The organism is Mycobacterium marinum, assembly GCF_003391395.1.
GTDB lineage: Bacteria > Actinomycetota > Actinomycetes > Mycobacteriales > Mycobacteriaceae > Mycobacterium > Mycobacterium marinum.
The window spans coordinates 4,013,934-4,027,116 of the sequence record NZ_CP024190.1 but is presented as its reverse complement, the minus strand read 5'-3'; the positions used below and the strand labels follow the sequence as shown (position 1 = coordinate 4,027,116).

The following is a 13,183-nucleotide window of genomic DNA, read 5'->3' as shown; positions in this document are numbered from 1 at the left end:
GGACGGCGCAGGGAGTGCCGAGCCCCGAAATCAGGTCGAAGGCTTTGGAAGGCGCTGAAGATCTGAATGTTCAGGCGCTGAGCGACTCCCGGCGTATGGGGCTCGGAACGCTCGGATAGTGACGGTGGGAACTGGTGCGACCCTCCCCGGACTGGCAACCCGCGAAATATGTTGTTGGAGCGCGGCAGCCATCCGTTGCGGCGCCGATGTGGCGGTCACCGTGCGGCTGAACCCGAAGGTCAAGGTCGCAATCGCCGACATCTGCGACGATGGCTGGACCGCGATCGAATACACCGACGCCATCTACGACGAAACCACCGGTCAGCGGATGTCGCGGGCCGAGGTCGCCGAGATAGGATTCAGCGCCTTCAGTTCCCGCAAAGCCGCCGAGCAGATCGCAGGTCGACTGGTGGTGCGCCGCATGCCCGATCTCAACACCACTCAGGGCCACCGGCAGGCGACTCTGTTCGACGTGTGGCGCTTCTACGCGCTTTTCACCACCACCACCACCACCACCACCGATGCCGATGCCGTGACCGCCGACAAGATCCACTGGGCGCGCCATCATCGAGCAGGTCTATGGCGACGTCAAAGACTGCACCCTGGCTCATCTGCTTTCGGGACGCTTCAACGCCAACGCCGCCTGACTGGTGCTGGCCGTCATCGCGTTCAACCCCGCCCGGGCCGCGGCCGCCCTCACCGGGCCAGTGCTGGCCAAGTCGCGCACCGCGACCATCCGCCGCACGCTCATCACCCGTGCCGGCACGCATCGCGTCGTCGGCCCGACGGCTAGGGTTGCACCTACCATGGGACTGACCCTGGGCACAGACTGGAACAGCCTGTGCCGGCGACATCAACCACTCATCGGCTCACACCTCGCCCCCAGCCGCCCCTCGACACGAAAGACCAACAGGAACAACCCGATACCGAGGTAGGGCGACCGCTCACGCCCACACCAAGGCACATGCCCGGTTTCAAGGTACACAACCGAATCCAACCTCAGGCCGACATAAGCTCGGTGGACCGACGCTTAGGCGAAGCCATCCGCCACCGGCTTACCATGCTGCACATGATCAGTACCCGGGTAATCGGCGTTGGCGAATATCACATTAGCAATGAGCAAGACGGCGTGATCAATGCACGGTATCTCTCGACGGCGGCGATGAAGTCCGGCGGTGCGATCGGTGTCGGCCGCGCGCGAGGCGACACTTCCAATGGTTTTCCCGGCGATTACCGGGCCCAATATTTCGATGCCGCCGGTGATTTAACCGGTGATCTCGATCTGCGAATACAACGGAGTGGAGCCACCTACCGGTTGACCTGGCGGCACCGGCGGCAAAATGTCAGCCTGCCGGCGGCGGTTGGCGAAGTCATTTTTGAAGGCATCGGCTTTCCGAGTGGGGACCGGTCGATGGCGGTTAGCTATTGGATGACCGAGCAGGTGTCAGCCGCGATCGAACGTCGGCCGTTGCTGTGAAGCGCGGGTACCAGCAGAAACCCAAGATAGGGTACCGGTTGTCGCTACTGGTTGGTGTGCTGGCGCTGGCCCTCACGGGCTGTGTGGGTGCGCCGCCGGAGCCACGCCTTTGGGGTGCATTCACCGAACGAGGCCTGAGCAACATGCCGATGAAACCGGGTATGAATGTCCGCGTATTCAATGACGTGAACATGGACGCGCACGGTTACATCAAGTATGACAAGTCGAATGGCCGGCTGACGTTACAGCCGGGTACCTACCGCATTGATGGTTGGTCGCTGACCCTGTTCGGGTTTCAACTGACACCACAGCAGCAGGCTGCCACCTACTCAGCGCCCGGATACGCGTTCTTCTGGAATGCCGACGAGAAGAAGGCCGAGATTCTCGGGTCCCTGCAAGACCCCCTGTATGCCCAAAAGAGCATCATCAACGGGATCCTCACGGTCCGCAAGACGACGAACTACTACTTCGGCCATCAAAATGGCATCAAGCTCGATGGGATCAAGCTGGAGATCTACGACCCCGACATCAAGACCCCGGACGGCCAGAGTTCGACCGATCACGCGTTCGCGCAACTGGTTGTCGAACGGTTTTAGCAACCCCGCAGGAGCGGCGGTGACCAGATCGAATCACGGCGAACCCGTCTCTCTTCGGCCACACGATCTCGTGCTATAGATGGTCGGGATGGGCGAAAAACGTTCAGGGACAGTGAATCGCGCGGACAATGAGGCGGATTTTGTGCAGAGCGCAGCACGAACGCGGCTGGATGCCCTTCGGCTAACCGTTGGAGTCTGCAGGCTGAAGTTGTCCAAAGCGGTTGCCGGGCTCGCGCATCGTGGTGTGTTGGTGGTGGCTCTGGTGGCGGCCGTGGTGGGGACCCTGGCTGGTGCGCGAGGAGCGGTAACACCGGCTACCCGGCCACCGGCCGACCGGGATCAACTTTGGAAGATTGTGCACGACCGGTGCGAGCGTGACTATCACCGTACGGGTGCTTACGCCCCCTGCACGCTGGTGGACGAAAGCTCTGGCATCGCCTTGTACAAGGCCGACGGTGACCCATATCAGTTCCTGTTGCTACCACTGGCCCGGGTCAGTGGAATCGAGGATCGGGCCCTGCAGGAGCCGTCGACTGGCAAGTACCTTTATGAGGCCTGGGCCGATCGATTCGCGGTGACTGCTCGGCTGTACAACGCGCTTCCGGAGTCCCATCTGGTGCTCACGATCAATGCAAAGAATGCACGCAGCCAAGATCAGCTGCACATTCACATATCGTGTTCGTCACCAGCGACATTGGCCACGTTGAAGGAGGTCAACGCAGCTGACTACGTTCACTGGAAGCAGCTCCCGGTCGATTTGGGTGGCCATAGTTATCACGTCTTGGCGGTGAACACGGACACCCTCAAGTCCAAGAACCTATTCCGCGACATTCACGATAAGGTGGCCGCCGATGGCAAGAAGATGGAAAACGCCTCGGTCGCGCTCGCCAACGTGGCGCCGGATCGGTTCCTACTGCTGGTAGTTGAGGGAACTGACGAAGATCCGGTTGCCGCAGAGGCCCTGCAGGACCACGACTGCTCGGTCGCCAAACCCTTGCGCTAGCGCAAGGGCGCAGTTGGCGTTTCGGACGCGGCCCTGGGCGCGGTGAACTGCCGGACGGGCCCGGTTCCGGCCTGGTTATCCGCCGGAGAATGGGCGGGGCATCACGGTCAGTCGCACTCCGTATCGGGGTGCGACGCCGCCGCGGCCTGTTCCGGTCATTGCCATTCCGGGCATTCCGGGGATGCCGGATGCGGGAACCTCGTCGGTGGGCAGGGTGGTCAGTGGGGTGGCCTGCAGCGCTTTGATGGTGGTGACCTTCGGCTCGGTCCAGCTGGGCGGGACCGACATTTGGCCAATTCTGTTGCCACTGGTCAGCTCTGCTGCGATCGGGCCCAGTTCGGCGCCCAGCGCGGGCTCACCACCGAGTGCGGCGAGTGCGTTGGGGGCGTCGGCGGCGGCCGCGGCGGCGTGGGGGATGAGGCCCAGCGTGTTTTCGGAGCCGATGATTCCACTGCCCATCGATTGGATGTTCTTTATCGAACCGATCGTCGCGTAGAACGCCAGCAGGCCGTCGAGGATGGTGAAGTCGTCGGCGAAGAAGGATGGGAAGGGGATCATGTTGATCAGCTCTCCCAGCGGTATCAGGATTGCTGAGAGTTCGGGTGCGATCGGCAGGAGCGCGACACCTATGGCGTCGATCAGATTTCCTAGCCAGTTGCCGCTGTCAGCGGCCACGTTTGCGGTGGAGTTGGCCACTGCGGCGCTTTGCGCGCCCAGGCCGGCGGGGTTGGTGCTCTGGTGCGGGGAAGTGAAGGGGGTCAACGCTCTTGCGGCGGCCGAGGTGGTGGAGTAGCTGGTCATCGCGGTGGCGTCGGTGGCCCACATCTCGGCGTATTCGGCTTCGTTGGCCGCGATTGCCGCGGTGTTTTGGCCGAAGAAGTTCGTGGCGATCAGTGCGGCGAGTTCGGCGCGGTTGACGGCGATGGCCGGCGGCGGCACCGTCATCGCGAACGCCTGCTCGTAGGCCGCGGCCGCGGCCGAGGCCTGCATGGCCGAGTGTCCCGCCTGGACGGCAGTGGCCTCTAGCCAACCCACATAGGGCAGCACCGAGGCGATCATTGCGGCCGAAGACGGACCCAGCCATTGGAAGCTGGTCAGGTCTGCGACCATGGCCCGGTAAGACTCGGCGGCGGAATGCAATCCGACCGAGACGCTGTTCCAGCTTGCCGAGGCGGCCCTTAGCGAGGCCGAGCCCGGACCCGAGTACATCCGGGTCGAGTTGATCTCTGGCGGCAACATCATAAAGCTCATGAACAATGCTCCATGCCTCGTGAATGGACCTGGTGACGGCTGTGGCACCGGTGGTTGCAGATGAGTCGGCGCCGGACCGCAGTAGTCCGAGGTGCAGTGCCCGGCGCCGGTTTGCGGTTGTCCGACTTCGTGTTCGGCCGACCGATGGGGCGTGGGACATGTGGTGGGCGGGTAGTGCCTGAAAGTTGCGTGCAGCGTCGCGGCACATCAGACGCGTGGCTTCTCATTTGTCGTGTTGACCCACGATGAACCGATGCAGGAGATTGCTCGGAAACCTCGAAAACGTTGTCGCCATTGCAGTTTGGTTATCCGCCGGAGAATGGGCGAGTCATCACGGTCAGTCGCACTCCGTATCGGGGTGCGACGCCGCCGCGGCCTGTTCCGGTCATTGCCATTCCGGGCATTCCGGGGATGCCGGATGCGGGAACCTCGTCGGTGGGCAGGGTGGTCAGTGGGGTGGCCTGCAGCGCTTTGATGGTGGTGACCTTCGGCTCGGTCCAGCTGGGCGGGACCGACATTTGGCCAATTCTGTTGCCACTGGTCAGCTCTGCTGCGATCGGGCCCAGTTCGGCGCCCAGCGCGGGCTCACCACCGAGTGCGGCGAGTGCGTTGGGGGCGTCGGCGGCGGCCGCGGCGGCGTGGGGGATGAGGCCCAGCGTGTCGTCGGTGCCGATGATTCCGCTCGCCATCGATTGGATGTTCTTTATCGAACCGATCGTCGCGTAGAACGCCAGCAGGCCGTCGAGGATGGTGAAGTCGTCGGCAAGGAAGGGTGGGAAGGGGATCATGTTGATCAGCTCTCCCAGCGGTATCAGGATTGCTGAGAGTTCGGGTGCGATCGGCAGGAGCGCGACACCTATGGCGTCGATCAGATTTCCTAGCCAGTTGCCGCTGTCAGCGGCCACGTTTGCGGTGGAGTTGGCCACTGCGGCGCTTTGCGCGCCCAGGCCGGCGGGGTTGGTGCTCTGGTGCGGGGAAGTGAAGGGGGTCAACGCTCTTGCGGCGGCCGAGGTGGTGGAGTAGCTGGTCATCGCGGTGGCGTCGGTGGCCCACATCTCGGCGTATTCGGCTTCGTTGGCCGCGATTGCCGCGGTGTTTTGGCCGAAGAAGTTCGTGGCGATCAGTGCGGCGAGTTCGGCGCGGTTGACGGCGATGGCCGGCGGCGGCACCGTCATCGCGAACGCCTGCTCGTAGGCCGCGGCCGCGGCCGAGGCCTGCATGGCCGAGTGTCCCGCCTGGACGGCAGTGGCCTCTAGCCAACCCACATAGGGCAGCACCGAGGCGATCATTGCGGCCGAAGATGGACCCAGCCATTGGAAGCTGGTCAGGTCTGCGACCATGGCCCGGTAAGACTCGGCGGCGGAATGCAATCCGACTGACACGCTGTTCCAGCTTGCTGACGCGGCCCTTAGCGAGGCCGAGCCCGGACCCGAGTACATCCGGGTCGAGTTGATCTCTGGCGGCAACATCATAAAGCTCATGAACAATGCTCCATGCCTCGTGAATGGACCTGGTGACGGCTGTGGCACCGGTGGTTGCAGATGAGTCGGCGCCGGACGTGATCAGTCCGGGTACAGTGACCGGCGCCGGGTTTGCGGGGTGTTCGACTTCGATTCAGGTGACCGATGGGTCTACTGGCTCGTGCTTGGCGGGTATGGCGTTGTGTGAAGCGTCGGGGGTATTGACCGCGCAGGCATCCCGTTCATCGCATTTTCCCCGAAGGTGAAATGAATGAGACCGATGAATCGGCGGTCGCGCTGGTGGGAACGCCGTCGGCGGCGCACCAGCTCACGGAATATCGTGTGCGCGGTCGTCTAACAGTATGTTGCCATTGTCAACTTGTCATTGTCAACTGTGGAGGGGGGTCGGAGCTTGCCGTTGACGTCGCTATCGTCAACGGATCAGCTGGAAAACGGGGCGGGGTAAAACGGGGGATGGTGTCCTACTCTGCTCAGCTGAGTCTCTGCGCACGGGCTGATGCCGAACGAAGGTGCTCGCTGCGGGCGACTTCTCGGGGCTGAACGTGGCGCGCCGATGCCGCCCAGGGGGATGCCGAGCCGATTGAGTAATCGGCTAGCGGCATGGCGGCGCTTCCTGGCGTTGGCCAGCTCCAGCTGCTCGGGATCGCTGCGGATCTGCGTTTGTCAATGTCCATGTGTAAAACACCTCGGCTCAGCGGTTCTTGATTTTCACCGCGGTCCGTCGACCGATTCGTTGCGTCGGCCGGCTATGACCTGCAGTAACGTACCATACAAAATGGTATGCGCTGAGGCAAGCGGAGGAGTTGCTGAGTTGCCCAGGTGCCGCATCGCGCGGGCCACTGTGTCCGCGATGGGGAGAAACTCGGATATGGCAGCGCTGTGTGGGGTTTCGGTGCCACCTGATCAATGTCGCGCTACCGTCTGCGACCGAAAGGATGCCATCGTGTCGGATACTGCACCGTGGCTGGGGCGGTCCACCGGAATTCCGGCGAGGGCAACAGATAACTGCCCGGGCGGGTCATACGCGCCGCCCGGGCAGGGTCTGGTGGGTTTGATCCGGGTTGGTGCTACTGGGCCTCCGCCCGGATTTCCAGGTTCTTGACGGCGTCCGGATCGTTCTCGGTGAGACCGACTTTCGCGGCGCCGCCGGGCGAGCCGAGCTCGCTGAAGAAGTCGACGTTGATTTGTGTGTAGCCGCTGTATTCGGCGGGCAGATCATCTTCGTAGTAGATCGACTCAACCGGGCACACCGGTTCGCAGGCACCACAGTCGACGCACTCATCGGGGTGGATGTAGAGCATCCGGGCGCCTTCGTAAATGCAGTCGACGGGGCATTCCTCGATGCACGCCTTGTCTTTGATGTCGACGCAGGGTTCGGCAATAACATATGTCATAGCGGTTTCCTTCCAGGAGATGTCAGCCGTGGCCAATGCGAAGCAGTTCGGGCAGACTCGCGACCTTGACGCGGGGACGCTGCTGGGACTGGCCGGCTTCGCGCTCAAAGTTGTCGATAGCCTCCCAGTGTGCAGCGGCAATCAGTTGCGGCTGGCAGGAGTTCAACCATTCGGCGAGCGCGTCGCCGCGGTTCTGGTCGGCGGCCGGGTTGGCGGGCTGGTGCGCCAGGTCCTCGAGCAGGGTGTCGACGGTGTCCAGGGAGTCTTTCTTGTTCGTTCCGATTACGCCGGTCGGTCCACGCTTGATCCAGCCAACGACGTATTCGTTGCTGCTGCCCGCGACTCGACCGCCACTGTGGGGGATGGTGGCGCTATTGGTGTCAAACGGCAAGCCAGGGGTGGGGAGACCGCGATAGCCGACGGCACGCACCACCAGTTGGGCGGGCAGTTCCTCACGTGCGCCGGTGTCCTTGGCCATCATTCGTCCGCTGGCGTCGCTCACCAAGTCATTTCTGCCGACCACGATGCTTTCCACCTTGCCGTCTCCCTTGATCTCGATGGGAGACGTCAAGAAACGCAGCACGATCCGACGGTGCCCCGGTCTGGCCGGGCGACTGGCGTAATCGCGCAGTACCTTGAGGTTTTGTTTGGCGACTTTGCCTATCGCGGCCGCATCGTCATCGCTGATGCCGTCAAGCTGGGCTGGGTCGACTACGACGTCGACGCCGTCGAGCTCGCCGAGTTCACGCAACTCCAGTGTGGTAAACGCGCTCTGCAAGGGGCCGCGCCGACCGATGATCACCACTTCCTCAACCGTGCGGGCGCGCAACGATTCCAGCGCGTGATCGGCGATGTCGGTGGCGGCCAGTACATCTGGATCGGTCACCAGGATGCGCGCGACGTCGACGGCAACGTTGCCGTTGCCTATGACGACGGCGCGGGCGCCGGACAGATCCGGTGCCATCTGCTCAAAGTGCGGGTGCGCGTTGTACCAGCCGACGAAATCAACCGCGGCAACACTGCCCGGCAGCTGCTCGCCGGCAATGTCGAGTGCACGGTCAGACTGCGCACCGACGGCGTAGATCACCGCGTCGTAGCGCAGGGCCAGGTCGGCCGCTTCGACATGCTCGCCCACCTTGATGTTGCCGAAAAAGCGAAAACGGGGGTCCTGCGCGGTCTTCTCGAACTGCTGGCTTACCGATTTGATCTTGGGGTGATCGGGCGCGACACCGGAACGGACCAGGCCCCAGGGCGTCGGCAACATCTCGAGCATGTCGACCGCGACATCGATCTGATCCGACGCATTGGCGGCTTTGAGCAGGGCCGCCGCCGCAAAAAACCCGGACGGGCCGGAACCCACAATCGCTACGTGGTAGAGACGGGTCATGTCTCTCATGCTCGTCATCCCCAACGCGACCGGGTAGAGGTGTCGATGTTGTGGAGTCACAAGCATTGGTTGTGATTTGATCAAGCATGCCGCTCAGCCCCCGCATGCCCGAACTTGCCTCTTTTGAAATCTTTCTGGCAATCGCCCAGACCGGAAGCCTGGGGGCAGCCGCCCGCGAGCTTGGGCTGACCCAACAAGCGGTGTCCAAGCGGCTCGCGGCCATGGAAGCCCACACCGGCGTGACGTTGGCCGTCCGCACGACGCGCGGCTCACAACTTACCCCAGCCGGCCTGATCGTATCCGAATGGGCAGCCCGCCTGCTTGAAGTGGCACAGGAGATCGATGCGGGCCTTGGATCGCTGCGTAAGGAGGGACGCGAACGGATCCGGGTGGCGGCCAGCCAGACGATTGCCGAACAGCTGATGCCGCATTGGCTGCTGGCATTGCAGGACGCGGCCAAGCGGCGCGGCACCACCGCCCCGCAAGTGATCTTGACCGCCACCAACAGTGACCACGCGATCGCCGCGGTTCGTGACGGCACCGCCGATCTCGGATTCGTCGAGAATCCCGGTCCGCCCACCGGACTGGGCAGTCGTGTGGTGGGCCACGACGACTTGGTGGTGGTCGTCCCGCCCGGGCACAAGTGGACTCGGCGGCCCAGCCCGGTGACCGCCCGCGAGCTGGCCGAGACGCCACTGGTTACCCGCGAACCCCGCTCTGGCATCCGCGATTCGCTGACCGTGGCGCTGCGTCAGGTGCTGGGTGAGGACATGGTTCAAGCACCGCCGGTTCTTGAACTCTCGTCGGCGGCGGCGATGCGCGCCGCGGTCTTGGCCGGTGCGGGGCCCGCGGCGATGAGCCGGCTGGCCATCGCCGATGACCTGGCGGTCGGCCGGTTACGGGCCATCAGCATCGCTGGCCTGGACCTGCGCCGCCAGCTTCGAGCCATCTGGGTCGGTGGGCGTGTTCCGCCCGCCGGGGCAATACGAGAATTGCTGAGCCACATCACGTCCGGCGGTGAGTAGGCCGCGCCCGGCGAACAGGTTCAGGCCGCGGCGTCACCGGCGGCCAGCGCCTGGTCGTAACGGTCGAGCACGGTTTGCGCTACCAGCGGGTGGGCGCCCATCGGACGTGCCATCGCAATGTCGTTGTCGCATGCGTACTTCCACACCCGGTCGGTGATGAGCCCCGGCGCCAGAAACCATGGGGCGATGACGAGACGGCGGGCGCCGCTGGCGCGCAACTGTGCGGCGGCGTCGGCCACCGACGGCTTGGGGCCGGTGGCGAACGCCATTGTGGTGCCGGCCCAACGGGTGCCCGCACCGAGCTTGGCCGCCACCCGTGCCGTGCGCGCGTTGACCGGGGCATGCGATGAACCGACCGCGACCACCAGCACGCCGATGTTGCGATCACGCGGGGAAACCCCGCGCTCGGCAAGGCGGTCACGTAACACCGACACCAGCCGATCGTCCTCGCCGAGCACGGCGGCCTCGCGGACACCGAGCGCGCCGGAGCGCGCAATCTGTTCCGGGATGTCGGTGCGGGCGTGGTAGGCGCTCGCCAGTAGCAGAGGAGTGACCACGGCCCGCTGGCTGTCGGGCAGTTCGGCGAGTACCTCGACGAAGTTTGGTGCGCAGAGTTCCAGGAAGGCCAGCCGCACATCGAGATTCGGCCGCATGCGGCGTAGCACAGCGGCGACGGCCCGGGCGTTGTCCGCCGACCGGGGGTCTCTACTGCCGTGCGCGGTGAGCACGAGCGTGCTCATGAGGCGTGCAGCCCGCATTCGGTCTTGGTCCGGCCCCGCCAACGCCCGCTGCGCGGGTCCTCACCGACTGCCGGTTTGGCGGTGCACGGTGCACAACCGATCGACGGGTAGCCCTCGTCGACCAGCGGGTTGACCAGCACGTTGTTGCTCTGGATGTAGTCCTGCACATCCTGGTCGGTCCACGCCACCAATGGGTTGATCTTGACCAGCTTGAAGGCCTCATCAAAGCTGATCACCGGGGCGTTGGCGCGAGTGGGGGACTCCACCCGGCGCAGGCCGGTGATCCACGCCGCATACCCACGCAGCGCATTGGTCAGCGGGACGACCTTGCGCAGTCGGCAACACTCGTTGGGGTCGCGCGCGAAGAGGTCCTTGCCCAGCAGCTTGTCCTGTTCGGCCACGGTGTGCTCGGGGCTGATGTTGAGCACTCTGATGTCGTAGACAGCCTCGATTGCGTCGCGGGTACCGATGGTTTCGGCGAAGTGATAGCCGGTGTCGAGGAAGATCACCGGCACCCCCGGGCGCACCTTCGACGCCAGGTCGATCAACACGGCGTCTTGCATGTTGGAGGCAACCACGTAATTGCACGTCGCCCAGCCGCGGGGTCCGTTGATCCCGCCAAAGTGTTCGTCGGCCCAGCGCAGCAGATCGGTCGCGCTGGCACCCTCCATCTCCGCGGCACCGCGTGCGGCCAGCTCACGCAGCTGCGTCTCGTTGGGCTGATCGCTCATCGTGTTGTCCTCAGCTCGTCGGGAAGCGCTCAGCGCAAGTCGGCTTCGTCGGCGCGCAGCGCCCAATTCGCAAAGCGTTCGCCTTCCTCGCGTTGATCCAGGAACTTTCGGGTCACCCGGTCGATGTAGTCGCCGAGCTCGTCACTGGTCACCTTGTGCTGGCGCAGCTTGCGGCCGAACCCGCTTTGTTCGCCCAGGCCGCCACCGAGGTGGACCTGGAATCCTTCGACCGAGTTGCCCTCACCGTCATCGATCCACTGACCCTTGAACCCGATGTCGGCGACCTGGATACGGGCGCACGAGTTGGGGCAGCCGTTGATGTGCAGGGTGATCGGCACGTCGATCTTGGATTCGACGTCGGCCATGCGCTCTTCCAACTCGGGCACCAAAGACTGGGCACGGACCCGGGTTTCGGCGAACGACAGCTTGCAGAACTCGATGCCGGTGCAGGCCATTGTGTTCTTGCGCCACCCGGACGGCTTGGACGGCAGGCCCAGCTTGTCCAGCCCGGTGACCAGTTCGTCCACCTTGTCGTCGGGCACATCGAGGATGATCAGCTTCTGGAAGGGGCTGAACCGGGCCCGGTCGGAGCCGACCTTCTCCATCAGGTCGGCCACCGCCTGCAGGGTGGTGCCAGTGACGCGTCCCGCGATGGCGGCGACACCGACGGCGTTGAGCCCGTTCTTGATCTTCTGCACTCCGACGTGGTCGATCGGGTGCTTGATCGGTTCGGGAGCCGGGCCGTCGATCAGCTTGCGCTTGAGGTACTCGGCTTCCATGACCTCACGGAATTTTTCTACGCCCCAGTCCTTGACCAAGAACTTGATCCGGGCCTTGGCACGCAGCCGTCGGTAGCCGTAGTCGCGGAACACCTGGGTGACCGCCTCCCAAACGTCGGGCACCTCGTCCAGCGGGACCCAGACGCCGACGCGTTGCGCCATCATCGGGTTGGTCGAAAGGCCGCCACCGACCCACAAGTCCATCCCGGGACCGTGCTCGGGGTGATTGACTCCGACGAACGCGACGTCGTGGGTCTCGTGGGAGACGTCCTGCAGGCCCGAGATCGCGCTCTTGTACTTGCGGGGCAGGTTCGCGTAGTCGGGGTTGCCCAGGAAGCGCCGGATGATCTCGTCGATCGCCGGCGAGGGGTCGAGCACCTCATCGAGCGAGTCGCCGGCCAGTGGTGAACCGTGAATGCCGCGTGGGCAGTCACCGCAGGCCTCAATGCTGGACAGGCCGACGGATTCGAGCCGGCGCCAGATCTCGGGAACGTCCTCGATCCGCAGCCAGTGGAACTGCACGTTCTCCCGGTCGCCGATGTCGGCGGTGTCACGGCCGAACTCGCTGGAAATCTGGCCCAGCACGCGCAATGTCTGCGCCGACATCGGCTTACCGTCGGAGCGCACCCGCATCATGAAGTACTTGGCTTCGAGCTTGTCGATGTTCTCGTCGCCGGTCCAGCTGCCGTCGTAACCCTGCTCGCGCTGGGTGTACAGACCCATCCATTTGAAGCGCAGCCGCAGATCGGTCTTCTCGATGCTGTCGAAGCCTTCTTTGGCGTACTTGTTGAGGATCCGGTCGCGCACGTTCAGCGGGCCGTCATCGTGCTTGATCTGCTCGGTGTCATTGAGCGGATCAAGCTGTCCCAATGCCCATTGGCCTTCGTTGCGAGTCTTGGCGGGACGGACTGTCGTCATGCGGCCTACTCCTCTGTCGACAATGCTGACCGGGATTGGCTGCCTGGACCGCACGCTCCGCCGGTTGATGGCCAACCGGCGGACCCCTCGTGTGCGGACATGAGGCTGGCCTGCGACATCGACGGTGATGTTGGTCAGCGGGAGATACCCGAAAGGCGCTTCATCGGACCCCGCGGGTCATGACCCCGATGTTTCGCCGCCCCGGTAGGCGCCGGTAGAGGCCAACACGTTGTGAGATCACAACTACTGGTTGTGATTACGTTTGACGGGTCGTGCTCGTGGCCGGCACCCGTGGTCGCCGTGTCCGCCCGAAGATAGCAAGCGGGATAACTGATTTGGCAATCTCAGACAGTCGAGGTCGGATTCCGGGGCGGAGTCCATGCGCGGACTCGAGATGTCAC

The 13,183-nt window shown here is 64.0% G+C and carries 11 protein-coding genes and 1 pseudogene; 5 read left to right on the top strand and 7 right to left on the bottom strand.

Annotated elements, in window-relative coordinates:
* Positions 1 to 181 precede the first annotated feature (181 nt).
* The 4 genes and pseudogenes from CCUG20998_RS16640 to CCUG20998_RS16625 all read left to right on the top strand — a co-directional run.
* Positions 182 to 807 (top strand): annotated as a pseudogene (locus CCUG20998_RS16640) (transposase); the annotation flags it as partial.
* Positions 808 to 964: 157 nt separating this feature from the next.
* The gene (locus CCUG20998_RS16635; protein ID WP_231389763.1) at positions 965 to 1,477 is read left to right on the top strand and encodes a hypothetical protein; all 513 of its coding nucleotides are present in this window, start codon (positions 965 to 967) and stop codon (positions 1,475 to 1,477) included.
* Positions 1,478 to 1,515: 38 nt separating this feature from the next.
* Positions 1,516 to 2,073: a hypothetical protein gene (locus tag CCUG20998_RS16630; RefSeq protein WP_020730523.1), complete on the top strand. Its 558-nt coding sequence runs from the start codon at positions 1,516 to 1,518 to the stop codon at positions 2,071 to 2,073.
* A gap of 112 nt (positions 2,074 to 2,185) precedes the next feature.
* Complete coding sequence (locus CCUG20998_RS16625; RefSeq protein ID WP_081651087.1) at positions 2,186 to 3,076, top strand: CDP-diacylglycerol diphosphatase; 891 nt, start codon at positions 2,186 to 2,188, stop codon at positions 3,074 to 3,076.
* Positions 3,077 to 3,151: 75 nt separating this feature from the next.
* Here the strand turns inward: CCUG20998_RS16625 and CCUG20998_RS16620 are convergent, their stop codons facing one another.
* From CCUG20998_RS16620 to CCUG20998_RS16600, 4 genes are all read right to left on the bottom strand, one after another.
* Positions 3,152 to 4,327 (bottom strand): PPE family protein, encoded by a 1,176-nt coding sequence (locus tag CCUG20998_RS16620; RefSeq protein WP_103654048.1) that lies wholly within the window; start codon positions 4,325 to 4,327, stop codon positions 3,152 to 3,154.
* Positions 4,328 to 4,632: 305 nt separating this feature from the next.
* The gene (locus tag CCUG20998_RS16615) at positions 4,633 to 5,808 is read right to left on the bottom strand and encodes a PPE family protein (RefSeq protein ID WP_103654049.1); all 1,176 of its coding nucleotides are present in this window, start codon (positions 5,806 to 5,808) and stop codon (positions 4,633 to 4,635) included.
* A gap of 1,067 nt (positions 5,809 to 6,875) precedes the next feature.
* Positions 6,876 to 7,202, bottom strand: coding sequence for a ferredoxin (gene fdxA, locus CCUG20998_RS16605; RefSeq protein ID WP_020730545.1), 327 nt, complete (start codon positions 7,200 to 7,202; stop codon positions 6,876 to 6,878).
* A 22-nt stretch (positions 7,203 to 7,224) separates the two neighbouring features.
* A complete protein-coding gene (locus tag CCUG20998_RS16600; RefSeq protein WP_038580018.1) occupies positions 7,225 to 8,598 on the bottom strand; it encodes an FAD-dependent oxidoreductase in 1,374 nt (457 codons plus the stop codon).
* 77 nt (positions 8,599 to 8,675) lie between these two features.
* Here CCUG20998_RS16600 and CCUG20998_RS16595 point away from each other — a divergent pair, with 77 nt between their 5' ends.
* Positions 8,676 to 9,614 carry a LysR family transcriptional regulator gene (locus CCUG20998_RS16595; protein ID WP_036456350.1) on the top strand — a complete coding sequence of 313 codons (939 nt, stop codon included), beginning with the start codon at positions 8,676 to 8,678 and terminating at the stop codon, positions 9,612 to 9,614.
* Positions 9,615 to 9,634: 20 nt separating this feature from the next.
* On the opposite strand, the gene CCUG20998_RS16590 is transcribed toward CCUG20998_RS16595, so the two are convergent.
* The 3 genes from CCUG20998_RS16590 to CCUG20998_RS16580 are packed head-to-tail and all read right to left on the bottom strand — an operon-like array spanning position 9,635 to position 12,782.
* A complete protein-coding gene (locus CCUG20998_RS16590) occupies positions 9,635 to 10,354 on the bottom strand; it encodes a sirohydrochlorin chelatase (RefSeq protein WP_036456352.1) in 720 nt (239 codons plus the stop codon).
* Positions 10,351 to 11,085: a phosphoadenylyl-sulfate reductase gene (locus tag CCUG20998_RS16585; RefSeq protein ID WP_011740627.1), complete on the bottom strand. Its 735-nt coding sequence runs from the start codon at positions 11,083 to 11,085 to the stop codon at positions 10,351 to 10,353. The genes CCUG20998_RS16590 and CCUG20998_RS16585 overlap by 4 nt, the downstream gene beginning before the upstream one ends.
* A gap of 29 nt (positions 11,086 to 11,114) precedes the next feature.
* Positions 11,115 to 12,782, bottom strand: coding sequence for a nitrite/sulfite reductase (locus CCUG20998_RS16580; RefSeq protein WP_020730549.1), 1,668 nt, complete (start codon positions 12,780 to 12,782; stop codon positions 11,115 to 11,117).
* Between the last annotated feature and the right edge of the window lie 401 nt (positions 12,783 to 13,183).

Excerpts from the sequence above, each read along its gene's own strand:
- CCUG20998_RS16600 (WP_038580018.1), bottom strand. The coding sequence starts at position 8,598 with ATGAGAGACATGACCCGTCTCTACCACGTAGCGATTGTGGGTTCCGGC.
- fdxA (WP_020730545.1), bottom strand. The coding sequence starts at position 7,202 with ATGACATATGTTATTGCCGAACCCTGCGTCGACATCAAAGACAAGGCG.
- CCUG20998_RS16615 (WP_103654049.1), bottom strand. The coding sequence starts at position 5,808 with ATGAGCTTTATGATGTTGCCGCCAGAGATCAACTCGACCCGGATGTAC.
- CCUG20998_RS16595 (WP_036456350.1), top strand. The coding sequence starts at position 8,676 with ATGCCGCTCAGCCCCCGCATGCCCGAACTTGCCTCTTTTGAAATCTTT.
- CCUG20998_RS16585 (WP_011740627.1), bottom strand. The coding sequence starts at position 11,085 with ATGAGCGATCAGCCCAACGAGACGCAGCTGCGTGAGCTGGCCGCACGC.
- CCUG20998_RS16580 (WP_020730549.1), bottom strand. The coding sequence starts at position 12,782 with ATGACGACAGTCCGTCCCGCCAAGACTCGCAACGAAGGCCAATGGGCA.
- CCUG20998_RS16590 (WP_036456352.1), bottom strand. The coding sequence starts at position 10,354 with ATGAGCACGCTCGTGCTCACCGCGCACGGCAGTAGAGACCCCCGGTCG.
- CCUG20998_RS16620 (WP_103654048.1), bottom strand. The coding sequence starts at position 4,327 with ATGAGCTTTATGATGTTGCCGCCAGAGATCAACTCGACCCGGATGTAC.
- CCUG20998_RS16635 (WP_231389763.1), top strand. The coding sequence starts at position 965 with ATGCCCGGTTTCAAGGTACACAACCGAATCCAACCTCAGGCCGACATA.